Origin of the sequence: Methylobacterium sp. C25, assembly GCF_021352225.1 — a bacterium.
GTDB lineage: Bacteria > Pseudomonadota > Alphaproteobacteria > Rhizobiales > Beijerinckiaceae > Methylobacterium.
On the sequence record NZ_JAAUVI010000009.1, the window covers coordinates 126539 to 149617 of the forward strand.

20 protein-coding genes, 1 tRNA gene and 1 other annotated feature are annotated in these 23079 nt (G+C 66.3%); of the genes, 13 read left to right on the forward strand and 8 right to left on the reverse strand.

Going from position 1 to position 23079, the window contains the following annotated elements:
- Positions 1 to 259 precede the first annotated feature (259 nt).
- The 4 genes from HCU64_RS19375 (at position 260) to HCU64_RS19390 (ending at position 3707) form a co-directional block, all read left to right on the forward strand.
- Positions 260 to 598, forward strand: a complete 339-nt coding sequence (locus HCU64_RS19375) for a hypothetical protein (RefSeq protein ID WP_233385851.1) — start codon at positions 260 to 262, stop codon at positions 596 to 598.
- A gap of 131 nt (positions 599 to 729) precedes the next feature.
- Positions 730 to 1014 (forward strand): hypothetical protein, encoded by a 285-nt coding sequence (locus tag HCU64_RS19380; protein WP_233385853.1) that lies wholly within the window; start codon positions 730 to 732, stop codon positions 1012 to 1014.
- Between the two features lie 198 nt (positions 1015 to 1212).
- A complete protein-coding gene (locus tag HCU64_RS19385) occupies positions 1213 to 2808 on the forward strand; it encodes a hypothetical protein (RefSeq protein ID WP_233385854.1) in 1596 nt (531 codons plus the stop codon).
- Positions 2809 to 3452: 644 nt separating this feature from the next.
- Complete coding sequence (locus HCU64_RS19390) at positions 3453 to 3707, forward strand: hypothetical protein (RefSeq protein ID WP_233385855.1); 255 nt, start codon at positions 3453 to 3455, stop codon at positions 3705 to 3707.
- 150 nt (positions 3708 to 3857) lie between these two features.
- On the opposite strand, the gene HCU64_RS19395 is transcribed toward HCU64_RS19390, so the two are convergent.
- From HCU64_RS19395 to HCU64_RS19420, 6 genes are all read right to left on the reverse strand, one after another.
- Positions 3858 to 5165, reverse strand: coding sequence for an HlyD family type I secretion periplasmic adaptor subunit (locus HCU64_RS19395; RefSeq protein WP_233385856.1), 1308 nt, complete (start codon positions 5163 to 5165; stop codon positions 3858 to 3860).
- On the reverse strand, positions 5162 to 6886 hold the full coding sequence (locus HCU64_RS19400; protein WP_233385857.1) for a type I secretion system permease/ATPase: 1725 nt from the start codon (positions 6884 to 6886) through the stop codon (positions 5162 to 5164). Before HCU64_RS19400 ends, HCU64_RS19395 begins: the two co-directional genes overlap by 4 nt.
- A gap of 92 nt (positions 6887 to 6978) precedes the next feature.
- Positions 6979 to 9024, reverse strand: a complete 2046-nt coding sequence (locus HCU64_RS19405; RefSeq protein ID WP_233385859.1) for a hypothetical protein — start codon at positions 9022 to 9024, stop codon at positions 6979 to 6981.
- 253 nt (positions 9025 to 9277) lie between these two features.
- The gene (locus HCU64_RS19410; RefSeq protein ID WP_233385860.1) at positions 9278 to 9814 is read right to left on the reverse strand and encodes a cupin domain-containing protein; all 537 of its coding nucleotides are present in this window, start codon (positions 9812 to 9814) and stop codon (positions 9278 to 9280) included.
- A 125-nt stretch (positions 9815 to 9939) separates the two neighbouring features.
- On the reverse strand, positions 9940 to 10404 hold the full coding sequence (locus tag HCU64_RS19415; protein WP_233385908.1) for a GNAT family N-acetyltransferase: 465 nt from the start codon (positions 10402 to 10404) through the stop codon (positions 9940 to 9942).
- Between the two features lie 259 nt (positions 10405 to 10663).
- A complete protein-coding gene (locus tag HCU64_RS19420) occupies positions 10664 to 11926 on the reverse strand; it encodes an MFS transporter (RefSeq protein ID WP_233385861.1) in 1263 nt (420 codons plus the stop codon).
- A gap of 158 nt (positions 11927 to 12084) precedes the next feature.
- On the opposite strand from HCU64_RS19420, the gene HCU64_RS19425 reads away from it, so the two are divergent.
- Positions 12085 to 12612 (forward strand): gamma carbonic anhydrase family protein, encoded by a 528-nt coding sequence (locus HCU64_RS19425; protein ID WP_233385862.1) that lies wholly within the window; start codon positions 12085 to 12087, stop codon positions 12610 to 12612.
- A gap of 30 nt (positions 12613 to 12642) precedes the next feature.
- Here HCU64_RS19425 and HCU64_RS19430 read toward each other — a convergent pair whose 3' ends face one another.
- Positions 12643 to 14127: a SulP family inorganic anion transporter gene (locus HCU64_RS19430; protein ID WP_233385863.1), complete on the reverse strand. Its 1485-nt coding sequence runs from the start codon at positions 14125 to 14127 to the stop codon at positions 12643 to 12645.
- 64 nt (positions 14128 to 14191) lie between these two features.
- Positions 14192 to 14247, reverse strand: a sequence feature (sul1 is cis-regulatory element that is thought to sense ions involved in sulfur or methionine metabolism; They are found in Alphaproteobacteria).
- A gap of 443 nt (positions 14248 to 14690) precedes the next feature.
- Between HCU64_RS19430 and msuE the strand changes: the two genes are divergently transcribed.
- The 8 genes from msuE (at position 14691) to HCU64_RS19470 (ending at position 21344) form a co-directional block, all read left to right on the forward strand.
- On the forward strand, positions 14691 to 15257 hold the full coding sequence (gene msuE / locus HCU64_RS19435) for an FMN reductase (protein ID WP_233385864.1): 567 nt from the start codon (positions 14691 to 14693) through the stop codon (positions 15255 to 15257).
- An 11-nt stretch (positions 15258 to 15268) separates the two neighbouring features.
- Positions 15269 to 16234 (forward strand): aliphatic sulfonate ABC transporter substrate-binding protein, encoded by a 966-nt coding sequence (locus HCU64_RS19440; protein WP_233385866.1) that lies wholly within the window; start codon positions 15269 to 15271, stop codon positions 16232 to 16234.
- Between the two features lie 4 nt (positions 16235 to 16238).
- The gene (locus tag HCU64_RS19445) at positions 16239 to 17084 is read left to right on the forward strand and encodes an ABC transporter permease subunit (protein ID WP_233385867.1); all 846 of its coding nucleotides are present in this window, start codon (positions 16239 to 16241) and stop codon (positions 17082 to 17084) included.
- 11 nt (positions 17085 to 17095) lie between these two features.
- The gene (locus HCU64_RS19450; protein WP_233385868.1) at positions 17096 to 17905 is read left to right on the forward strand and encodes an ABC transporter ATP-binding protein; all 810 of its coding nucleotides are present in this window, start codon (positions 17096 to 17098) and stop codon (positions 17903 to 17905) included.
- Positions 17906 to 17932: 27 nt separating this feature from the next.
- A complete protein-coding gene (gene ssuD, locus HCU64_RS19455) occupies positions 17933 to 19108 on the forward strand; it encodes an FMNH2-dependent alkanesulfonate monooxygenase (protein ID WP_233385870.1) in 1176 nt (391 codons plus the stop codon).
- Between the two features lie 84 nt (positions 19109 to 19192).
- Entirely contained in the window at positions 19193 to 20170 is a 978-nt protein-coding gene (locus HCU64_RS19460) for a sulfonate ABC transporter substrate-binding protein (RefSeq protein ID WP_233385872.1), read from the forward strand.
- A gap of 14 nt (positions 20171 to 20184) precedes the next feature.
- On the forward strand, positions 20185 to 21138 hold the full coding sequence (locus HCU64_RS19465) for an aliphatic sulfonate ABC transporter substrate-binding protein (RefSeq protein ID WP_233385873.1): 954 nt from the start codon (positions 20185 to 20187) through the stop codon (positions 21136 to 21138).
- Positions 21139 to 21267: 129 nt separating this feature from the next.
- Positions 21268 to 21344: transfer RNA gene (locus HCU64_RS19470), tRNA-Arg, on the forward strand.
- Here HCU64_RS19470 and HCU64_RS19475 read toward each other — a convergent pair.
- A complete protein-coding gene (locus HCU64_RS19475) occupies positions 21315 to 22982 on the reverse strand; it encodes a recombinase family protein (RefSeq protein WP_267922507.1) in 1668 nt (555 codons plus the stop codon). The genes HCU64_RS19470 and HCU64_RS19475 overlap by 30 nt on opposite strands.
- Between the last annotated feature and the right edge of the window lie 97 nt (positions 22983 to 23079).

Genomic DNA, 23079 nt, shown 5'->3' on the forward strand with positions numbered 1-23079 from the left:
TTTTAAGAATGCCACCCACCTGCGGAGCTGAGACCGAGCACCTTTCTCCTTCTGACTTCAGGAAAATCGGCCACTGGCATTTTGAATACGCTTTCAAGGATAAATCCGATTTCAAAGACCGAAAGTTTATGAATTAAATAAATCGCTATTCATTTGTTCGTTTTGAAAATCAGCAGCATTGTTGTCTCAAGCGATCGGCAGAGAATATTCACACGCCGGACGCTCGACTAACAAAGTATAGATTACCGGAGAAAATCGAATGTCCCTCTCGTCCCGCTCCGTGCTGACGGCCGCTTTCGCGTTCGGATCCTTGTGCGCTCTCTCGATCGGCGCCAATGCCCAGCCTCTGCTGCATCACGCCATTCATCACACCAGCCAGCATGCCCAGGCCGTCCGCGAGGAGCAGCCGGGCCCCTACGTGAATACCGGCTTCGCGGAGACCCCGCGCGAATACGAAGGCGCCTCGCGCCGCGCGTGGATCGGCGGCGAGCGTGACGACGACAGCGCCAATGCCAAGAACCCGGCGCTGCCCTGGTACGAGCGCGGCCGCGGAAGCGAGACCGGCGGCCCGGCCCGCATGCTGATCGGCGGCGAATGAGCCCTCGCGCCCCGTAAGCGAACCTCGCCCGAAATCCGCTCGGGCGAGGTCTTCCGATTCGATCCGTTTCCAGGCTGTCGCGACGTCGATCGCCAAGGCGGCCATCCCCCTTCGATCTTGGATGTCAGACCATGCGCATTGCGCTCCCGGCCGCTCTGGCGGCCGTTCTCCTCGGCTGCGCCAGCCCCGCTTTCGCCGAAAGCCGAATCCCGGCAGGCGGGGCTTTCATGAACAGCTACACTTCGGACCCTTATTTCGATCCGAAGTCAGTCTGGTCTCAGGAGCACTCGCGAGGCGATATCGGCGGACAGGTCATGCTGGCGGAGCCACCCGGCTATCCGCGGGCCTGCGACATCTTCGATGCCGACTGCGCTGCGCGCCGCCATCGACTGCTCTCGCATATGGGGCACAGATAAGCCGCTCTCCTAACCGTAGACAAAACCCAGCCTTACAAGTAACGATTGCAAAATATAGCCCGCAAATAAACCCTGGTTTTGAAAATAAAATATGTTTTAATTGATGATGAACCGCAGCATCTCTTAAATATTCACTGTAAATGCCGATCGACTCATCGAAACGGCATTACAACACCTTGGGCTGGGGCTGATTTCGCTATGAACCGTCTTTCCTGGATGCTCCGATCGTGCGTCGGAGCAACGATCGCCTGCGGACTTCTGACAGGGGCCGCTTCGGCGGCGGCCGATGCGACGGATGCGAGACTGGAGGCGCTGCAGAAGCAGATCGCCGCCATGCAACACGAGATCTCGATGCTGAAGCGGCGGCCGACCGGGCCTGCCGTGAACACGTCGATCGGTCCCGGGCATCAGTCGCGCATGGCGCGGCGGGAAGAGGCCGTGCAAGGGATTCCAGGCTCCGAGGGTCGGTCTCCCGCCTTCCTGCAGGCCGAGGCCCTGTGCGAAGGCCCGGCGATCCCTGTCGGCCACGTCTGCTTCACGCCGGGCGGCTTCCTCGAATTGACGGGGTTCTATCGCAACCCGAACGAAGCGGCGGATATCGGCAGCAATTTCGGCGGTATCCCCTTCCGGAATTCGCCGCTGGCTCACGAGGGTGAATTCCGGTTCAGCGCCCGGCAAAGCCGCATCTCCGGCCTCGTCACCGCCATGATCGATCCGAGCCTGAAGATTTCCGCCTATGGCGAGGCGGACTTCCTCGGCGCCGCGGTGACATCGAACAACCGTGAATCCAACAGCTATGTCCCGCGAATTCGCCAGCTCTGGGCGGCCTTCGACGACAAGGATCTCGGCATCCAGGTCCTGGCGGGTCAGGCCTACACGCTCATGACCACGAACCTCTCGGGCATCACGGCCACCAAAGAGCAGACGCCTTTGACGATCGACGCCCAGTTCGTGCCCGGCTTCAACTGGGCTCGCATGCCCCAGGTTCGCGTCGTGGATAACGTCGCACCGGGCATCTGGGCTGCGGCCGCGCTCGAGGCGTCCCAGACGCTCGTGCCCGGCGGAGCGTTCGTCGTCCCGGCCGGCATCAATCTGACCAATGCCGGCGATCCCGCCGGATTGAACAACTCGACGACCACTTACTCCGTGAACCAGGCACCCGACGTGTCGGCCAAACTCGCCTTCGAGCCAGGCTGGGGGCACTACGAGATCAAGGGCATCGCACGCTGGTTCAACGATCGGGCCATCGGACATTCCTACGACGACATGGGCTACGGGATCGGCGCTTCGGCCACCATGCCGATCGTCCGGGACTATCTCGATCTCCAGCTGAGCGGCTTGTTCGGGCGTGGCATCGGCCGATACGGCTCGGCGCAACTGCCGGACGTCGCCCTGCGCGCGGATGGATCGGTGGTTGCGATTCCGATGTTCCAGACACTCGCAGGTCTCATCGGGCACGTCTCTCCGGGCTTCGACGTCTACGCCTATGCCGGCTGGGAGCATGCCGAACGGACCGGCGCGCTGAGCCTCTCAGGCTACGGCTCGCCGACGCTCAACAACTCCGGCTGCGATATCGAAGGCGCGCTTGCAGCGACCTGCCAAGCCGAGAGCCGCGATGTGAAGCAGATCGCCGGCGGCTTCTGGCATGACGTCTACAAGGGCAGCTACGGCCGCGTGGCCGCAGGCGGCGAGGTGTCCTACACCACCCGCGACGCCTTCCGCGGCTTGGCCGGTGTCGACCCCTCGGCCCACATGGTCATCGGCCTCGCCTCCCTTCGCTACTATCCGTTCTGAGACGCAGCGGGTTTCCTCCCATATCATCCCGCCACGTCCGATCCCTCCTCGAGCGCAGGTTCGAGGAGGGATCGGACTGTATGTTGCGCATGCGCTGACCGGCGCAGACGCCGATGACGTCCATGGCCGCGAGCCCGGCGTCAGGACGGCGGCTCGCCGCGCCATCGGTCGCCCAATCTTGCAAGTCGTCCGAACCGCGCTCCGGCTCCGCATGTCCGGAAACCGCCTTGCCACGGCTCGTCGACGCTCGCCTCGGATTGGCACCGCTCGTTGCCGATTCGTCCGCCCGAACTCAGCCAAACAAAATGGGCCAGCCGGAATGCCGACTGGCCCTAGTCATTTCAGGTCTCGAAAAAAGCGGTGGGTGCCGCTCGTCCAACGGAATCCGGAGAAGCTCCGTTGGCACATCAACAATCCGGCGGGATCGGATTGTTCTTCCTGTTAACGCCGGAGTGGATGCGCGCCAATTAAAATCCAATTTTCTTTCCAAAACGAATTCATTTCTATCTCCGAACGACAATAAGTTTTGAAATCGGAACTTTTATTCACAAAACTCTGCTTGGATCTCACAGTATCCGGTAAAATACTCGGCTCCATCGAGGCAAGAGCGCTTCAATAGCGCTTGCATGAGACAGGAGCCGATCATGAAGGGCATCATTGTTCCCGCCACCGTGCTGTTCGCTGCGCTGGGGAGCTCGGCCGCCTTGGCGAATGGATCGGGCGATTCCGGTCTTCGGGCCGAACTTCAGAACCCGTCCCTGATCGAACCGGGCCACAACGCCTACAGCATCGAGCGCGGCTACGCCGGCGAGCATATGGGCAGCTACTCGTCCTACCGCCCGCGGGGCGCCTGGGCCGCACATCCCGGCTATCGCCGCCGCCGTCCGTCCTTTTGGTAAGCGCCGGGAACGATCGTCAGTTCGCGATTGTCGGGAGAGCTTCGCGTGAAAACCGTACGGAGGGCGTGTCCCGGCGCTACACTCACGCGATAGCGCCAAGGCTGACGGGAGCCCCGCGCGATCAGGCAAGACCTCGGCGGCGCGGCCGTCTCACTTTTCGCGGAACGCGCGCCGGGCCTGATCGGCCAGCGGTTTTGTGAGGTAAGAGAAGACTGTCCGATCGGCCGTGCGGATGAACGCTTCCACCGGCATGCCGGGCATCAGCTTAGCCCCGTCGAGGCGGCTGAGCTCGTCTTTCGAGACGCCGAGGCGGACGAGGTAGTAGTAGCTGCCCGTGCGCTTGTCCTCGCTGACGTCGGCGGCGATGCGGGTGACGCGGCCATTCAGCTCGGGCGTCGTGCGCTGGTCGAAGCTCGGGAAGCGCAGACCGGCGCCCTGGCCGAGTCGCAGGCGGTCGATGTCCTGGGGTGCGACGCGCACATCGACGACGAGGGAATCGGCGGTCGGAACGATCAGCATGATCGGCTCGCCCGGCGAGATCACACCGCCGCGGGTATGGACTGAGAGCTCGTGCACGTAGCCGCCCTGCGGCGAGCGGATGTCGATGCGCTTGAGCTGGTCGAGGGCAGTGATCTTCTGCTCGGTGAGGGTCGCAGACTTGGCGCGGATCTCCGCCAGTTCCTTGGCGACGTCGCTGCGCAGGTTCTGCTCGAGCTGGATGATCTGCAGCTCGGTCTCGGAGATCTTGCCCTTGGTCTGGGCGATATTGGCGACGAGCAGGCCGCGCTCGCCCTTTAGCCGCGAGATGTCACGTTCGAGGGCGGTAAGACGGGTCAGCTGGATGAGGTTCTTCTTCCAGAGATCCTGCACACCCTCGTATTCGCGATTGATGATCGCGGATTCCTGTTCCTTGCCGGCGGCCTGCTCGGTGAGCCCTTTGATCTCCTCCTGAAGCTGGCCGACGCGTTCCTTCAATTGCGCCTTCTGACCCTGGAGGGCGTCACGCCGGAAGTGGAACAGCCGGCGCTCGCCCTCGACGATGCGGGCGACGTCCGGGCCAGCTTCCGTCAGTTCGGCGGGGAAATCGACCTCGTCGAGTCCGTCGCGCTCGGCCTCCAGGCGCGCTCGGCGGGCGGATAGTTCGAAGAGGCTCTTGCTGACGCTGTCGTAGGTCGCCTGGGCCGTGGTGGCGTCGAGGCGGATCAGCAGGTCGCCGGCCTGGACGCGGGCACCCTCCTGCACGTTCAGTTCGGCGACGACGCCGCCGGTCGGGTGCTGGACCTTCTTGATATTGGTCTCGACCACGAGCGAACCGGTGGCGATGATGGCGCCGGAGAGGTCGGTGGTGCCGGCCCAGGCTCCGGCGCCCGTCGCCACTGCGATCACTGCGAGCACGCCCGCCATGTGCCGCCGCAGGGAGCGGCGGGTGCCGCGGGTGAGATCCGCTTCGGTGCTCATGCGACTCTCGCGGGCTGCTGCCGGGTCAGCGCGCCGAGCTTCGCCAGCACGTCGTCGCGGGGGCCGTGCAGTTGCACGCGGCCGTCGCCGAGGACCAGGATGCGGTCGACCGCCGTCAGCGCGCTTGGCCGGTGAGCGACGAGGACGACAATCCCGCCACGCGCCCGCACCGCCTGCACGGCCGCGGCCAGCGCCCGGTCTCCCTCGACGTCGAGGTTGGAGTTGGGCTCGTCGAGCACCACGAGGAACGGATCACCGTAGAGCGCACGCGCCAGGGCGATCCGCTGCCGCTGGCCGCCGGACAGGCCGAGCCCACCGCTGCCGACGCGGGCGTCGTAACCGCCGGGCAGGCGCAGCACGATCTCGTGCACGCCGGCCGCCCGCGCAGCGGAGAGCAGCGCTTCGGGATCGGGCTCCGGGTCGAACCGGGTGATGTTCTGGGCGATGGTGCCGTCGAACATCTCGATGTCCTGCGGCAAGTAGCCGATGGCGCGGCCGAGCGCATCTGGATCCCATTGGTCGATCGCCGCTCCATCGAGACGGATGACGCCGCGGCTCGCTCGCGCCAAGCCGACGAGGGCACGCGCGAAGGTCGACTTGCCCGAGGCACTAGGCCCGATCACGCCGAGCGCGCTGCCGGGTGCGAGGGCGAGGCTGACGTCGTGGAGTGCCAGTGTGTCGGTGCCGGGAATGGCGACGGAGAGCGCCGTCACCCGCAGACTTTCGCGGGGCGCCGGCAAGGGCGTGAGCTCCACCCCCGCCTTGCGCGGCAGGAAGGCGACGAGGCGGGTCCAGGCTTGGCGCGCCGCCGAGAACGACTTCCAGTTGGCGATGGCGAGGTCGACCGGCGCCAGCGCCCGGGCCGACAGGATGGTGGCGGCGAGCATCACGCCGGCCGTCGCCTCCTCGCGCACCACGAGATAGGCGCCGAGCCCGAGGATGCCGGATTGCAGCACCGTCCGCATCAGCCGCGCGCTCGCGCCGAAGCCGATGGCGAGGTCGTTGCCGTAGCCGGCGACGTCGAGGTTCGTTTGCGCGCGCTGCTGCCAGAGATCGGCGATCCGCGAGCGCATGCCCAGCGCCGAGAGCAGCGGCGCGGTGCGGTGCGCCATGTCGGTGAAGGAGCGCCGCTCGCTTCCCGCCAGCACGGCCTGGCGGGATGGGCCGGCCTGCGCCCAGTCGGTGAGGATCGTCAGCCCGCAGAGCACGACGGCGCCGCATAGGATGGTCAGGCCGATCCAGGGGTGAAACAGGAAGCAGACGGCGATGTAGAGCGGCACCCAGGGCAGGTCGAAGAAGGCCGTGAAGGCCATGCTCGACAGGAAGCCACGCACCGTATCGAGGTCGCGCAGGGCCTGGGGGCCGTCGTCGGTGCGGGGCATCTCGCAGCCGCGGACGAGGAGGTGCCGGAAGATGCGGTCGCCGAGCCGCTCGTCGACGAGGCGTCCGAAGCGCGACAGGATGCGCGCGCGAAACACCTCCAAAGCGCTCTGGACGAGAAAGAGAACCAGCGCGATGCCGGCGAGCCCGACGAGGGTCGCGAGGCTGCGGCTCGGCAGCACCCTGTCATAGACCTGGAGCATGAAGACCGGGGCAGTCAGCATCAGCAGGTTGATGAGACCACTGATGCCGATGACCGTCAGCAAGGCGCCGCGGCCGGCTCGTGCAGCGCTCCAGAACTCACGGGATTTGGCAACGCGCAGCACACGGTCTTCGCTCACGTCATGGGTCCAGATTGAGGGGATGCGCGCGGCGCGTCAGGCAGAGACGTTGGGAGAGCCCCCGCCGCCATGAGCGGCGGGGGCTTGCTCGCTCAGAGGCCGAGCAGGTGCAGGCCGCCAGTTGACGAGTGCGGCGTCGGATCGGTGTGGTGGAGATCCGTATGGCCGCCGAGGTCGATCGCGGCGAGGCCGAGATCGAGCCCCGTATGCTGCGACGTGTCTGGGCTTGTCGGCCCCGAAGTGTCGTGGACGAGGTCGAGCGCGTGACCGACCAGCGAATCCGCTCCGCCACTGCCCAAGGCAGGCAGCGTCAGGCTGTCACCGTCGAGCAGGCTCGCATTCACGAGGCTCGGCTGATCCGCTCCAACGCCGATGGCACCGACCTGGATCGCATGGCTGGTGTCGGATTGCGGCGTCAGCACGCTGACATTCGCGATCGGCGTCGATGTGGTGGGGCCGGCGGAAATGTCGATCAGCGGATGCGTGCCGTCGGCGCCGCTCCCGATACCGCCCAGAATGGACGTCACCGGAGAGAGGAGACCACCACCGGACGAACCATCCCCGCCACCCGTCACGCCAACAAGCAGAGAGGTGAGGGGGGAAAAAAGACCGCCGCCGGAAGAGCCGTCACCACCGCTCGCGACACCGTCGAGGATCGAAGTCTCGGGCGTGAGGAGACCGCCCGGCAAGCCATGGTCTCCACCGGTCACTCCGTCGAGGATCGAGGTGACCGGGGAGAGCAGGCCACCGACGGGAGATCCCTGGTCGCCACCGGTGAGGCCGCCGAGGATGGACGTGACGGGTGACAGGAGGCCGCCAGCCGAGCCGTCGCCGCCGCCCGTCAGACCGCCGAGCACCCCGGGCAGGCTGCCGACGACATCGCCGGCAGCGCCCACGACGTTACCCAGGTCTCCGACAACATGATCGAGGCTGCCCGCAAGGTCGCCACTCAGAATGCTGCCCGGCAGGTCAACGACGTCGGTGAGCAGGTTGTTGCCCTCGCCGAGGGTGCCAAGACCGACCGTATTGCCGAGATTGATCACGTCGTGAATCGTATCGTTCAGAAGCGGCATGTCGTGGCCGACATTCTCGAAATTGGCATGAATGGTGTCGATCACCCCATTGGCGATGCCGGCGACCGGTTGGAGCGCGCCACCGGTGCCAAGAAGATCTCCGGTGAGGCCGCCATCGTCGCCAGTCACGCCGCCGAGGATCGAGGTGACGGGGCTGAGGAGGCCACCATCACCTGTCAGGCCGCCGACCAGCGATGTCAGAGGCGTGAGAATGCCACCCGCGCCAGTGAGGTCACCGACGAGGCTCGTCGGAACGTGCAGCACGTCCTGCAGCAGCCCCGTCGCCGACCCCACGACGTTGCCGAGATCCGCCACGACCGGCGAGAGCGCATCGATGCCTTGGCCGCCCAACAGCCCCCCCGGCAGCCCCACGACATCGGTCAGCAGGTTCCCGGGGATTCCGAGTTGGCCGCCGAGCCCGAGGCTATCGGTGAACCCTGTTACACCGTGCAGCGCATCGCCGAGCGGCGCTACACTTTGTCCAAGCCCATCCAGCGCCTGCTGCAGGCCGGATGCCGTGCCGTTCACGACCGCCGAGACGGGAGCGAGCAGGCCGTCAGAAGCGAGCGGGTTGCTCCCGGCGACGGCCCCGGTGATCGATCCAGCGAGACCATCGGCGGCACCGAGCACGCTCCCGATATCCGTGAGCGCCGGAGCGACGGAGGCCAGGCCGCCGCCGTCGAGGATCGATTGGGGCAGGTGGACGACGTCGGTGAGAAGATGATCCGGCTCGCCGATCTTACCGAGGCCGATGGTCTCGCCGAGGTTGGTCAGTGCGTGGATCGGACCGTTCAGTGGTGTGACCTGGTGGCCTGTATCTTCCAGCGAAGCATGCAGATCGAGAACAGCATCATTGGCGTTGGCGATCACCGGACCTAGCAGACCCAATGTCCCGGAATCGGTCGAGGTCAGGTCGAGGCCGCTTTCGACCGTCGAGAGGATGGGCCCGAGCACCCCGAGTTCACTGCTCGAGAGCGCCGTCGAAGACATCAGGGCGTCGGGCGCCGTCAGCCACTCGAAAGAACGTCCCGGTTGGCCGAGCACAGAAAATAGGGATGTCGACATGAGGATCCTCCAAAGATGAAGGATCAACTCGACCAAGCGCCCAAGGTTCTAACCAATATTAACAGCGTTAAAATCTGATTGATCCTAAATATAAACTTCAGACATACGCATCTTTTGCAAATATGTTTTCCAGTGCAAGCTGATTACTGCGAAAGGCAAGCCGCATCTTATTTTTTGTCTGGGCGAGTTTGGCCTGAGCGTCGCATACAGCCCTTGACACCGATGACGCCAGACTGTCTCCCGTCTGCCTCGCCTAAGGTCGCTTGTGGATCGGATCGACCCAGTGGACGGTCTCGGGCCGCTCGATCGGCTCGACGTCGGGCAAGTTGACCACGACCGCCTCGTTGTCCGAGCGCACCAGCACGCAATGGAGTGGCTCGTCGGTCGAGGCGTTAATCTCCTGGTGAGGCACGTAGGGCGGCACGAAGATGAAATCGCCGGGTCCGGCCTCGGCGACATATTCGAGCCTGTCGCCCCAGCGCATGCGGGCCTTGCCTGAGACGATGTAGATCACGCTTTCCAGCGCGCCGTGATGATGGACGCCGGTCTTGGCGTCAGGCTCGATCGCCACCGTACCGGCCCAGATCTTCTGGGCACCCACACGGGCGGCGTTGATCGCGGCCTGGCGGTACATGCCGGGGGTCTGCGCCGTGTTGGGATCGAGCCCGTCACCCGGTATCACCCGCACGCCATCGTGCTTCCAGCGCTCGCGCGCTTCGGCCGAAGCGTCGGCCTCGTCCGGGTGAGGGTGCTCGTTATCGTGGGGATGGCCGTCGCCGATGTCGTGCATTCCGTCCTCATCCTAGCCGCATCGGATGCGTCGATTGCTGCGGCAGCGGTCGCGTCGAACTCGGGCTGACGAACTCTCGGTAAGCTACGACACTGCGGCGGGGCGGGCCAAGGGTGGCCTGGACTTCACGCCTCCCGCGACTGTCCCTTCTTCCTCAACGCCCTGACGAATCCAGTATCGTGTTCCGAAAATCCCGTCGCCTTGCAAAACCCCGCGAGTTCCTGCTGCTCCGCGGTGACGGATAGCCCCAAGGTGCCGCATCCGGAGACGCGGGCCGCCTGGGCGACCGCCTTGAGCAGCAGCCGGCCGATGCCGCGTCGGCGCTCGTCGGGTCCGACGAGCAGTGTCGTGATTTGCGCGGTCGCGAGGTCGGCATCGAGCGTCCGGTAGCGGTGGAACACGACGAGTCCGCTCGGCGGTCCCCATTCCAACGCGATCAACGCGGCGCCGCGGTCGCCCCTCAGGGCTGCGAGCCGCTCGGCGAGGACAGGAGGCAGGACGCGCCATCCCGCTGCCTGCAGCAGTTCGGCGAGACCGGGGGCATCGGCCTCGTTCGCCGCGCGGATCTCCAGTCCATGGCGGCTGCTCACAGACGGCACCCCCGATTCCGGATCGACCTCGAGCCACCTCGCGGATAGGGCGAAAAAACCTCTGCAGCCTTACGCCTGCTTCGGCTTCGGCGGAGGCGTGGGAAGCTCGACGAGTTCGCCCGTGAGCGGATTCAGGATCACCATGTCCGCCTTCCTGAGTGGTTTCGTTGCGGCATGGCACGCCCCAATCGGGGCAAAAGCTTGTCCTTGCGAGTTGTCCACAGCACCGCCTGCACGTCGTACGGGCGTCTAAGGTGCATCAGCCGTGGCGCATCGCGCGGCCGAGGATCAGCGTCAGGAGGCCGGCTGCGATCATCAGGCCCGCGATGGCGGCGAGCGCGAGGTCGAATCGGTCGGTAGCGTCCTTGATCCAGCCGACGAGGTACGGCCCGATGAATCCGCCGAGGCCGCCGACCGCGTTGATCAGTGCGATGCCTCCGGCTGCGGCGCTGCCCGAGAGCAGCGCGGTAGGCAGCGTCCAGAACGTCGGCAACGCACAGAAGACGCCGAGGGTCGCGAGGCTCAGGAGTGCCATGGCCGGGACCTGCGAACCGGTCTGGCCGGAGACGGCGAGCGCAAGGCCACCCGCGAAGGCCGGCAAGGCGACGTGCCAAATGCGCTCGCCCTGCCTGTCCGACATCCGCGTCCAGGCCACCATGCCCGCGGCAGCGACGAGATAGGGGACCGCGGTGACGAATCCGGTCTCGAGCGTCGAAAGTCCGAACCCCTTCACGATCTGCGGCAGCCACAGGCCGACACCGTAGAGGCCGGCGCTGAGGCCGAGATAGACAAGGGCGAGAGCAAGCACTTGCGGATGGACCAGCGCCTGCCTCAGACCGAGGGCCGGGCGCCGCGTGGCCTGCCGGTCACGCTCGATTTCGCGCGCGAGTTCATCACGCTCCTCGGGCGTCAGCCAAGAGGCAGCTGCGGGCCGATCGGTGAGAACGAAGGGCACGGCGAAACCAAGAAGCAGGCTCGGTGCCGCCTCCAGCAGGTAGAGCCATTGCCAGCCGGCGAGCCCGTGGGCGCCATCCGCCGCTGCCATGATCCAGGCCGAGAGCGGCGAGCCTATCGCCGCGGAGATCGGCACGGCCATCATGAAGGTGCCGACGATGCCGGCGCGCCGCTCCGACGGGTACCAGTAGGTCAGGTAGAGAATAATGCCAGGGAAGAACCCGGCCTCGGCGAGCCCCAGTAGAAAGCGCACCAGGACGAAGGATCGTTCGCCGATGACGAACGCGGTCGCGGCGGAGATCAGCGCCCACGAGATCATGATCCGCGCGATCCAGGCACGTGCACCGACGCGTTCCAGGATCACGTTGCTCGGCACCTCGAACAGGAAATAGCCGAAGAAGAAGATGCCGGCCCCGAAGCCGTAGGCCTCGGCCGACAGGCCGAGATCGCGGTTCATGGTCAGCGCCGCGAAGCCGACATTCACCCGGTCGAGATACGCAACGAAGTAGCAGAGCATCAGGAACGGCAGCAGCCGCCAGGACACCTTGCGCATCAGGGCATCGGTCATAGGGATTTTTCGGTCTTCACGAGGCCTGGATGGGCGGCCTTCGTAGTGGCAGAGTGTGGCCCGTACTGCCACCGCGCCGGCGCTGCCATGTCGGCGCCTTCGCGCTATTTGTCAGCGTCCCGGCCATGGTGCCGCTCCCTTCCATGACGAAAGCGCTCATGTCCGTCTATTCGCTCGACGATGTCGTGCCTGTTCTCGACGATCAGACCGTGTGGATCGCGCCGGGCGCGCACGTGATCGGTCGCGTGCGCATCGGCGCCCACGCCAGCATCTGGTTCGGCGCCGTGGTGCGCGGTGACAACGAGGAGATGCGCATCGGCGCCGGTAGCAACATCCAGGATGGCGCCGTCCTGCATTCGGATCCTGGCTTCCCGCTGACGATCGGCGAGGGCGTCACCGTCGGCCATCGCGCGATCGTCCACGGCTGCACGGTCGGAGCCAATTCGCTGATCGGCATGGGGGCGACCGTGTTGAACGGAGCGCGGATCGGGCGAAACTGCATCGTCGGCGCCAATGCCCTCGTGAAGGAGGGCGCCGAGTTTCCGGATGACAGCCTGATCGTCGGCATGCCGGCCAAGGCCGTCCGCACCCTCGATCCAGCCAGCGCCGAAGGGCTACGCAGCCTTGCCGAGCGGTATGTCGCCAGAGCCGGCCAATACGCTAAAGGCCTCGTCCTTCGCACATAGCCGCACAACCAGGCGCACCCCAACGCGGGCTCAGTGTGCGGCGAGGGCGGCCGCTCCGGCCTTGTCGTGCGTTGCGTGGCGCTCCACGAGCGTCGCGCTCGCCTCGTTGAGCCCGACGACCTCGACCGTACGGCCGCGGGCGCGGGCCTTCAGCACAACGCGATCAAGAGCGGCAACGGCCGAGATGTCCCAGAAATGCGCCTGGTGCACGTCGATGACGATGCGCTCCAGCGGCTCCAGCACGTCGATCGCGTCGGCGAAGGTCCGCGCCGAGGCGAAGAAGACCTGGCCGGTGACCCGGTAGGTCCGGGTCTCGCCGTCGAGCGACAGATCCGAGTTCACCCGGCTCAGGCGCGAGACCTTGCCGGCGAAGAAAACGCCCGAGAGCAAGACGCCTACGAGCACGCCGATGGCGAGATCGCGCGTCGCGACCACGACCAACACCGTCACCAGCATCACCGCCGAGGAGGGCAGGGGGTTGGTGCGCAGGGCCGCGAGCGACCGCCACGAGAAGGTATTCAGCGAGACCATGATCATGACCGCCGTCAGCGCTGCCACCGGCACCACGGCGAGAAGATCCTGCAGCGCAACGAGCAGCACCAGCAGGAAGCCACCGGCGACCAGCGTCGAGAGCCGCCCACGGGCGCCGGAGGAGACGTTGATGACCGACTGGCCGATCATGGCGCAGCCGCCCATACCGCCGAAGAAGGCCGAGGCGATGTTGGCAACGCCCTGGCCGGCGCATTCGCGGTTCTTGGAGCTAGACGTGTCGGTCATGTCGTCGACGATCTGCGCGGTGAGCAGGCTCTCCAGCAGGCCGACGGCGGCAAGCGTGGCCGCGTAGGGCAGCAGGATGCGCAGGGTCTCGAAGGTCAGGGGAACCTGCGGGATGGCGAAGCTCGGCAAGGCAGAGGGCAGGGCGCCGAGATGCGCGACGGTGCGCACGTCGAGGTGGAACACGGCGGTGATTACCGTCAGCACCACGATGGCGACGAGCGGGGAGGGCACCGCGCGGGTCAGCCGCGGAAAGCCGTAGATGATGCCGAGGCCGAGCGCGATCAGGCCGTAGGTCGCCGGCGGCACATGCGTCAGTTCGGGCAACTGCGCCAGGAAGATCAGGATCGCCAGGGCGTTGACGAAGCCGGTCATCACCGATTGCGAGACGAAGCGCATCAGCCGCCCGAGCTTCAGGAAGCCTGCGAGGATCTGCAGCAGCCCCATCAGGATCGTGGCGGCGAAGAGGTATTGGACGCCGTGCTCGCGCACGAGATCGACCATGACGACCGCGGTGGCGGCGGTCGCCGCGGAAATCATCGCCGGACGGCCGCCCGCGAAGGCGATGGTGCAGGCGATCACGACGGAGGCGTAGAGCCCGACCTTGGGGTCGACGCCCGCGATCACTGAGAAGCCGATGGCCTCGGGGATCAGCGCCAGCGCGACGACGATGCCGGACAGAGTATCGCCGCGCAGGTTGGAGACCCATTCGCGCGCGAGTTTAGATGACGATGACAGCATGAAAATTTCCGCAGGAGATCGGCCTCTGCGCAGTCCGCGCGCAGGTCAGGAGACGTCTCGAATGCGTGATCCGGCGGATCGGCGGCCGGAAGAGCCACCCGGGCTTGCACCGGGTCCAGGCGAATAACGCCTGCTTACGGGAAAAGCGTGTTGCAGCGCAATGATGGCGGGGGCGGACACGCTCGCATGGCTGCGCTCGCCGCCCTCCAGAGCGCAAAGTGTCCTGCAGCAGATTCGGTCAGAACCCAGACGATCTGCGATGGAGAGGAATTCTTCTCCTTCCGACGCTTCGGGCGATCATTTCATTGCAATACCGCGACACACAAAGCAAGATCAGTTTATTGACCATACAAGTCTAGCCACAATATTGTTCGTTGTAACGAACGCCCGATGCGGGCCAACAACGCTCTCACAATCTTCAGTCACAGTCTTTCATGGGCGCTAACCGAGTTCGTCCTCGCGACTCTCGGCGTGCCTGCTGTCGGAAGCTTCTGGCTCTACGCAACCTCAGATCCAGTCTGGGCCTTCGCCTCCAGGCTGCTCGCTCAGTTGGACGCCCACAGATGCCTGTTCGCATCGTTGCCTTTTCTGGCAATGCCCGTCGCCCGTCGCGCACTCGTACCCTCGTCGAGGCAGTGGCCTCGGAGGTCGCGCGTCTGCGCACCATCGACCTCAAGATCTTCGACGTGGTCGATGCGGGGCAGGGCATCGCCGTGGCGAGCCGGGACGCGCTCCCGCTGCCGGCCGCCCGCATCATCGACGCGATCGAGAACGCCGACGCGCTGATCGTGGGCTCACCCGTCTACAAGGGCGCCTATAGCGGCCTGTTCAAGCACCTCATCGACTTCGTCCATCCCGAGGCGCTGGTGGGCAAGCCCGTGGCGCTCGCGGCCACTGGCGGCGGCCCGCGCCATGCCCTCGTGGTCGAGCACGCCCTGCGGCCGCTCTTCGGCTTCTTCTCGGCGCAGACCGTGCCCACCTCCGTCTATGCTGGCGACACCGAGATCGTGGACGGCCGCGTCACCGACGCCACCGTGCTGGAGCGCATCGCCCGCGCTGCGGCCGAACTCGACGTGCTGCTCGATCTCGACCTTCGGCGCGACGGCCGCCGCCTCGCCGCAGCCGAATAGAGACCCGCGCCATGATCACACGACGCATCGCGCTGGCCGGCGCCCTCGCGGCCGCCGGTTCGCTCTCCAGCCGCGTGACGCGGGCCGGGGAGGGCGCCGTCTTGCGCATCGGCTACCAGAGGAACGGCATTTTGGCCGTCGCCAAGGAGCAGGCTGCGATCGAGACGCGGTTGAAGAGCCTCGGCGTCGACGTGAACTGGGTCGAGTTCTCCTATGGGCCACCGCTGCTGGAGGCGATCAGCGTCGGCAGCATCGATTTCGGCCAGACCGGCGATGCGCCGCCGATCTTCGCCCAGGCGGCCAAGGCGAACCTCGTCTACGCCGCGTCTCAGCCGAAGGGCGGCTCCGGCTCGGCGATCCTGCTGCCGAAGGGCTCCACCATCCGCACGCTGGCCGATCTCAAGGGCAAGCGGGTCGCCTTCGCCAAGGGCTCGAGCGCGCACAACCTCACCATCGCCGCCCTGGAGAAGGCCGGCCTGTCCTATGCCGACATCGAGCCAGTGACCCTGGCGCCGGCCGACGGCGCGGCGGCCTTCGCCAGGGGCGCCGTCGACGCCTGGACGGTCTGGGATCCGTATTTCGCCATCGCCGAGACGGGGGAGGGCGTGCGCATCCTCGCCCAGGCCTCCGAGATCACGCCGACCAACAACTTCTTCCTGGCGAACAAGAGCACCGTCGAGGCCAACCCCGAGCGTGTCGCGGCCGCGATAGAGGCGCTCGGCACCGTGGCCGCCTGGTGCGAGGCGAACCGCGGCGCGGTCGCGAAAAGCCTGTCGCGCATCACCGGCGTGCCGCTGGCGGCCACCGAGCGGACGGTCGGCCGCATCCGATACGTGATCGCGCCGATGACCCCCGAGGTGACGGCCGAGCAGCAGCACATCGCCGACCGCTTCCACGCCCTGAAGATCATCCCGCGGGCGATCCGCGTCTCCGACATCGTCTGGACGCCGCCGGGCGTCGCACGCAGCAACGGGTAGCCGCATGGCCGATTCCGCCCTTCCCGCCCTCACCCGGATCGCGCCGGCGCGTGCCGCTCGCGCACCGACGCCCCGAGTGCCGACATGGCTCGATCCGAGCCGGGCGCTCCCCTGGCTGCTCCCGGCCGGAATCATCCTCGGCTGGCAGGCCGCGGCCTCGACGGGCCTCGTCTCGACCCGGTTCATGCCGGCGCCGCTCGACGTCGCCCATGCCGGCTGGCAGGCGGCGCAGACGGGCGAACTCTGGGTCAATCTCTGGGTCAGCTTTTTACGCGCGGCCTCCGGGTTCCTCATCGGCGGCGGCATCGGGCTCGCCTTCGGGCTGGCCAACGGGCTCTCGCGGCTCTCGGAGAAACTGACCGACACAACGCTGCAGATGGTGCGCAACGTGCCCCACCTGTCGCTGATCCCGCTGGTGATCCTGTGGTTCGGCATCGACGAGGGCGCGAAACTCTTCCTCGTGGCGCTCGGCGTGTTCTTCCCGATCTACGCCAACACCCTGCACGGCATCCGCTCGGTCGACCCGCAGCTCATCGAGATGGGCCGGGTCTACGGCATGAACCGCCGCGAACTCTTCTGGCGCGTCGTCCTTCCGGGGGCGCTTCCGTCGATCTTCGTCGGCCTGCGCTACGGTCTCGGCATCATGTGGCTGACGCTCATCGTCGCCGAGACGATCGCTGCCAATTCCGGCCTCGGCTACATGGCCATGCAGGCGCGCGAGTTCATGCTCGTCGACGTCGTGGTCCTGGCGATCCTGATCTACGCGGCTCTCGGCAAGCTCGCCGACAGCCTGACCCGGCTCCTGGAGCGGCGCTGCCTCTCCTGGAACCCGGCCTATCGCAACGCCTGAGCCGCGCCGCCATGACCGCTACCATCGCTCCCCTTTTCAAGGACGTCGCCGCGCAGGCGCACGCCCCGGTGCGGCCCAGCGCCGGCCGCGCGCTCTCGGTGACGCTGCGGCGCCTCACCAAGGCCTTCGATGGCGGGGAGCCCGTGATCCGCGGGCTCGACCTGCACATCCCGGCCGGCCAGTTCGTCGCCATCGTCGGCCGCTCCGGCTGCGGCAAGAGCACCCTGCTGCGCCTGATCCTCGGCCTCGAACAGCCCACCTCCGGCCATCTCGCGGTCGACGGCCGCGACGGCCGCGCCGCCGGCCCCTCGCGAAAGATCATGTTCCAGGAGCCGCGGCTGCTGCCCTGGGCCCGCGTCGCCGACAACGTCGCCGTCGGGCTCGGCCGCGAGGGCAGCCGGGCGGAGCGCCGGGAGAAGGCCCGCGAGGCCCTCGCTCAGGTCGGCCTGTCCGAAAAAACCGGCGACTGGCCGGCAACGCTCTCGGGCGGCCAGCGCCAGCGCGTGGCGCTCGCCCGGGCGCTCGTGAGCCGGCCCGCGCTCCTCGCCCTCGACGAGCCGCTGGGCGCGCTCGACGCGCTCACCCGCATCGACATGCAGGCGATGATCGAGCGGATCTGGGCCGAACAGGGCTTCACCGCGATCCTCGTCACCCACGACGTCGGCGAGGCCGTCGCCCTCGCGGACCGCATCCTGGTGATCGAGGACGGCGCGATCGCCCTGGACGTCGACGTGGACACGCCCCGCCCGCGCCGCCGGGGCGATCCCGACCTCGCGGCCCTCGAAGGCCGCATCCTCGACCAGCTTCTCGCGCGCGCCTGACGCGCCCTTCGTTTCGTGGAGTTCCCCATGTCCGCTCAGACCGACGGCAAGACCGACGTCCTCTGGTTCCTGCCGACCCATGGCGACGGCCGCTATCTCGGCGCCTCGGAAGGCGCCCGCGACGTCTCGCTCGACTACCTGCGCCAGATCGCCCAAGCCTCGGACGATCTCGGCTATTACGGCGTGCTACTGCCCACCGGCCGGTCCTGCGAGGATTCCTGGGTGGTCGCCTCGGCGCTGGCACCGCTGACCAAGCGCCTGCGCTTCCTCGTCGCCGTGCGTCCCGGCCTGCAGGAGCCCTCCGTCGCCGCCCGCATGGCCGCGACGCTGGACCGGATCTCGAATGGCCGCCTGCTCATCAACGTCGTCACCGGCGGCGACCCCGTCGAGCTGAGGGGCGACGGCGTCTTCCTCGCCCATGACGAGCGCTACGAGGTCACGGACGAGTTCCTGACGATCTGGCGCGGCCTGATGGCCGGCGAGACCGTGAATTTCGAGGGCAAGCACCTGCGGACCGAGAACGGACGCGTGATCTTCCGCCCGGTTCAGGACCCGTATCCGCCGCTCTATTTCGGCGGTTCCTCCCCGGCCGGTATCGAGGTCGCAGCCGACCATTGTGAGGTCTACCTGACCTGGGGCGAACCTCCAGCCGGCGTCGCAGAGAAGATTGCTCGTGCCCGGGAGGCTGCCGAGCGCCGTGGCAAAAGATTCTCCTACGGGATCCGGCTGCACGTGATCGTGCGCGAGACGGAGGGCGAGGCCTGGGAGGCCGCCGACAAGCTCATTTCGCGCCTCGACGACGCCACCATCGCGCAGGCGCAGGAGACCCTGAAGCGCCAGGATTCCGTCGGCCAGAGCCGGATGATGGCGCTGCATGGCGGCGACAGGAACAAGCTCCTGGTCTCGCCGAACCTCTGGGCCGGCGTCGGTCTCGTCAGGGGAGGGGCCGGCACGGCCCTCGTGGGCTCGGCGGACCAGGTCGCCGACCGGATGAAGGAATACATCGATCTCGGCATCGATCGCTTCATCCTGTCCGGCTACCCGCACCTCGAGGAAGCCTACCGCTTCGCCGAGCTCGTCTTCCCGAAGCTGCCGCTCCGCACGACCACCGGAGCCCCCCGCTCGGGTGCGCCGAACAACGGCCCGTTCGGCGAGGTCATCGCCAACGACATCGTCCCGACCCGCCGCATCGCCGCACACTGAACACCGTCGTCATTGCGAGGCGAAGCCGAAGCAATGACGGCGAGGACGCCAAACCCGATCCGCTGCTCACCCACGAGGCCGCCCATGCCCGCCATCGCCAAGGCACGACCGCTCACGCTCCCGGGCCAGCGCCTGTGGCTCGCCCTCGCCGCCCTCGTCTTCGCCGCGCTCTGGCTCGCTCCGGCCCATGCCGCCGAGAAGACGATCCGGATCGGCTACCAGAAATACGGCACCCTCGTCCTCCTAAAGGGCAGAGGCAGCCTTGAGCCGCGGCTCAAGGCGCTGGGCTACGACGTCATCTGGTCCGAGTTCCCCTCCGGCCCTCCTTTGCTCGAGGCGCTCAATGCCGGCGCCATCGATTTCGGCACGGCCGGCGAGACACCGCCGATCTTCGCCCAGGCCGCCAGCGACGCACTCACCTACGTCGCGCACGAGCCGCCCGCCCCGCGCGGTGAGGCCATCCTGGTGCCGAAGGCGAGCCCGCTGCAGAGCGTCGCCGACCTTAAGGGCAAGAAGGTCGCCCTGAACAAGGGCTCGAACGTCCACTACCTGCTAGTGCGCGCCCTGGAGAAGGCCGGGCTGACGCTCAAGGACATCACCGAGGTCTATCTCGCCCCGGCCGATGCCCGGGCCGCCTTCGAGCGCGGCGCCATCGATGCCTGGGCGATCTGGGACCCCTATTTCGCCGCCGCCGAGGTCTCGAGCAACGCGCGCCCGCTGGCGGACGGGACCGGCATCGTGCCGAACCACCAGTTCTACCTCGCCTCGCGCAGCTTCGCGGAGAAGAACGGCCCAGTGCTCGACACCGTCATCGCCGCGATCGGCGAGGTCGATGCCTGGGCCAAGGACAATCCCGAGGCGGTCGCCCGCGAACTCGCGCCCTCCGTCGGCATCCCGGCGCCGATCCTCGCGGTCGCCCTCAAGCGGCAGGGATACGGCGTGCGCTCCCTCGACGGGCCGACCATCGCCGAGCAGCAGAAGATCGCCGACACCTTCCACGGCCTCGGCTTCATCCCGAAGCCGCTGACCATCACCGACGCCGTGCGCAAGCCCGGCACCTGATCCCAGAGACCCTCATGCTCCGCCGCACCCTTCTCGCGAGCCTCATCGCCGCTTCCCTCGCTGCCGCGCTTCCCGCCAGGGCGGATCACGGCGGGGTGCTGCGCATCGGCTACCAGCGCTCCTCGACGCTGATCTCGCTGCTGCGCCAGGACGAAGCCCTGGAGAAGGCGCTCGCGCCCTTGAAGGTCCGGGTGAGCTGGCACGAGTTCACCAGTGGCCTGCCGGTCATGGAGGCGCTGAATGTCGGCCAGATCGACGTCTCGGCCGATGTCGCCGACACGGTCCCGGTCTTCGCCCAGGCGGCCGGTGCGAGGATCACCTACCTCGCGCAGGAGGCCGCCTCGCCGAGCGCGCAGGCGATCCTGGTCTCCGGCGACTCGCCGGTGAAGAGCGTCGCCGACCTCAAGGGCCGCAAGGTCGCCGTCACCAAGGGCGCCGGCAGCCACTACCTGCTGCTCGCCGCGCTGGCCGGGGAGGGACTCTCCTTCAAGAGCATCACGCCGGCCTATCTCACCCCCGCCGACGGCCGCAGCGCGCTCGTCGGCGGCAGCGTCGATGCCTGGGTGGCGTGGGATCCGTTCCTGTCCGCGGCCCAGGTCCAGGCCGGCGCCCGCATCCTGAAGGACGGCAGCGGCCTCTCGCTGTACAAGCGCTACTACCTCGCCGGCGGCGACTACGCGAAAGCGCATCCGGAGGTGCTCGCCATCCTGTTCGGCAAGCTGCGCGAGACCGGGGACTGGGTGAAGGCGCATCCGGACGAGGCCGCGACCCGCCTCTCGGCGCTGTGGAAGATCGAGGCGCCGATCGTGCGCCAGGCCAATGACCGCCGCAGCTACAGGGTCGAGCCGGTGACCCGCGACGGCCTCGCCGAGCAGCAGAAGATCGCCGGCGCCTTCCGCGCCGAAGGCCTGCTGCCGCGCCCCGTCGACACCACGCTTCTGCCCGTCTGGGATCCTCCCGTGCGCTGAACGCACATGGTTGAAGCCCCTTCGCAAAATCACGCATCGCTATCGAAAACGACGGCTTGCCAAGCTGTCAGGAACGACTTAGACACCCCCCTCGATCGGGCGAGGCACTCGCTGCTCCCCGATCACCGCGCGCCCGTAGCTCAGCTGGATAGAGCACCAGACTACGAATCTGGGGGTCAGAGGTTCGAATCCTTTCGGGCGCGCCATTTCCGTACAGAACTGCGAACACCGGGCGTGATGTGAGCGCCACCGCCGGCGATGACGGTTTCCAAGTTCGCCTTATCCCCAAAGATGCGGATAACATCGTCATCGACCTCGATCCGGTCGACGATCGCCTGAAGCCAAGCCTTGCGGAACGGAATCTCTCCGTTCGCCACGTTCTCGCGCATGAGCGTGCCGAAGCGCTCGATCAGATCCGGGTCGATCGTTTCTGCGGCAGGCTCAGCGACACGGATGCGATCAAGTGCGGCCTTCGCCCGATCGCGGTCCAGCTTCAGCGCGGCGAGTCGATCCTTGAGAATATCGTCGAGATCGGTCACCCCGTCCTCGACCATCCTGTAGAGCCGCTGCAGCTTGTCCTCGGCTGCAATAACCTCCTTTCGCAAGGCGGCCACCCGCCCATCGACCTCTGCTGATCGCTCGGCGCGCAAAGCCCATAGCGAAGCCAGCGTCGCGCGAAGCCGATCGGGCTGAAGCAGCTCAGCAACGAGGTGATCCGTCACCAGTGTGTCGAGCTTATTCATCGGAATCGCGCGGCCGACGCAGGCGGTCTTACCCTGTCGGCCATGCGTCGAGCAGGAATAGTAAGTGTGGACTTTCCCTGACTTCGATGTGCCGGTGCGCAGGGTCATCGGTCCGGAGCAGGTGGCGCACGTAGCCAATCCCGTTAGCAAAATCGGGCCCGTCACGACGCGCGCGGGTGTCGCACGCGGGTTGTGAGCCTTGAGCGTCGCTGCGACCGCCTCGAACTCGGCGAGGTCGATGATTGCCGGCACCTCGATCGGCACGTGCTCGGCCTCGGGCTTATCGATCAGCGTCTTGGAATCCCTACGATTGAAGCCCCATTCGCCGATGTAAATGCGGTTCGTCAGCATCCCGTGGACAGTCGCAATGCCGAAGCGAGCGCCGAGCCGAGTCCGGTAACCGTGTTCATTCAGCCAGCAGGTCAGTGCCTTCACACCGAGGGGCCCAGATGTGCCGTCACCATGACGGTAGAGTCGAAACATCAGCTTGACGGTATCGGCCTCGACCGCGTCGATGACGAGGCGCTTCTTGACCCTGTTTCCGCGCTTTTCGACCTCTTCAAGCTTATATCCAATCGGCAAACGTGCCCCGTTGTAGAAACCCTGTCTTGCGTTCTCCTTCATCGCGCGCAGGACGTGTTTCGCATTTTCCTTGCTCTGATATTCATCAAATAACGCAATGATCTGACGCATCATTACCTGGGCTGGATCGTCTCCAAGTTCTTGCGTGATCGAAACAAGTCTCACCCCAGCCTTAGCAAGGCGGCGAACATACATTTCCAGTCCGAATGCATCTCGAAAGAAGCGCGAATAACTATGAACCACGATGACGTCGAAAGGGCGGTCATTGTCGCAGGCTCGCTCGATCATCTTTTGAAACTCGGGGCGGGCGTCGTCTGTGGCGGACGCTCCCGGCTCTTGATATTTGGCAACGATCGTCCAAGCTTTGGCTAAGCAAAATGAATTAATCTGCTTATCTTGATCAGGCATGGAAAGCTCAGACTCAGCCTGCCTAGACGTCGACACTCGCAGATAGGAACAAGCGCGCAGCGGTCCTTCGGGCCGCGGCGTTAGCTTCGACTTGCGAGCTTGCATGTTCATGTTCGGATACTCGATTGATACGCACACGATCTTACAACCGATCTACCGAGCCAGCGTCGGAGGCATTGGCGATCCACAATTTTGTATGCCGTGAAGT

Coding starts and splice junctions, on each gene's coding strand:
- HCU64_RS19460 (WP_233385872.1), top strand. CDS start 19,193: ATGCCCGCCATCGCCAAGGCACGACCGCTCACGCTCCCGGGCCAGCGC.
- HCU64_RS19450 (WP_233385868.1), top strand. CDS start 17,096: ATGACCGCTACCATCGCTCCCCTTTTCAAGGACGTCGCCGCGCAGGCG.
- HCU64_RS19425 (WP_233385862.1), top strand. CDS start 12,085: ATGTCCGTCTATTCGCTCGACGATGTCGTGCCTGTTCTCGACGATCAG.
- ssuD (WP_233385870.1), top strand. CDS start 17,933: ATGTCCGCTCAGACCGACGGCAAGACCGACGTCCTCTGGTTCCTGCCG.
- HCU64_RS19475 (WP_267922507.1), bottom strand. CDS start 22,982: ATGAACATGCAAGCTCGCAAGTCGAAGCTAACGCCGCGGCCCGAAGGA.
- HCU64_RS19420 (WP_233385861.1), bottom strand. CDS start 11,926: ATGACCGATGCCCTGATGCGCAAGGTGTCCTGGCGGCTGCTGCCGTTC.
- HCU64_RS19465 (WP_233385873.1), top strand. CDS start 20,185: ATGCTCCGCCGCACCCTTCTCGCGAGCCTCATCGCCGCTTCCCTCGCT.
- msuE (WP_233385864.1), top strand. CDS start 14,691: ATGCCTGTTCGCATCGTTGCCTTTTCTGGCAATGCCCGTCGCCCGTCG.
- HCU64_RS19385 (WP_233385854.1), top strand. CDS start 1,213: ATGAACCGTCTTTCCTGGATGCTCCGATCGTGCGTCGGAGCAACGATC.
- HCU64_RS19375 (WP_233385851.1), top strand. CDS start 260: ATGTCCCTCTCGTCCCGCTCCGTGCTGACGGCCGCTTTCGCGTTCGGA.
- HCU64_RS19445 (WP_233385867.1), top strand. CDS start 16,239: ATGGCCGATTCCGCCCTTCCCGCCCTCACCCGGATCGCGCCGGCGCGT.
- HCU64_RS19410 (WP_233385860.1), bottom strand. CDS start 9,814: ATGCACGACATCGGCGACGGCCATCCCCACGATAACGAGCACCCTCAC.
- HCU64_RS19380 (WP_233385853.1), top strand. CDS start 730: ATGCGCATTGCGCTCCCGGCCGCTCTGGCGGCCGTTCTCCTCGGCTGC.
- HCU64_RS19440 (WP_233385866.1), top strand. CDS start 15,269: ATGATCACACGACGCATCGCGCTGGCCGGCGCCCTCGCGGCCGCCGGT.
- HCU64_RS19430 (WP_233385863.1), bottom strand. CDS start 14,127: ATGCTGTCATCGTCATCTAAACTCGCGCGCGAATGGGTCTCCAACCTG.
- HCU64_RS19395 (WP_233385856.1), bottom strand. CDS start 5,165: ATGAGCACCGAAGCGGATCTCACCCGCGGCACCCGCCGCTCCCTGCGG.
- HCU64_RS19405 (WP_233385859.1), bottom strand. CDS start 9,024: ATGTCGACATCCCTATTTTCTGTGCTCGGCCAACCGGGACGTTCTTTC.
- HCU64_RS19390 (WP_233385855.1), top strand. CDS start 3,453: ATGAAGGGCATCATTGTTCCCGCCACCGTGCTGTTCGCTGCGCTGGGG.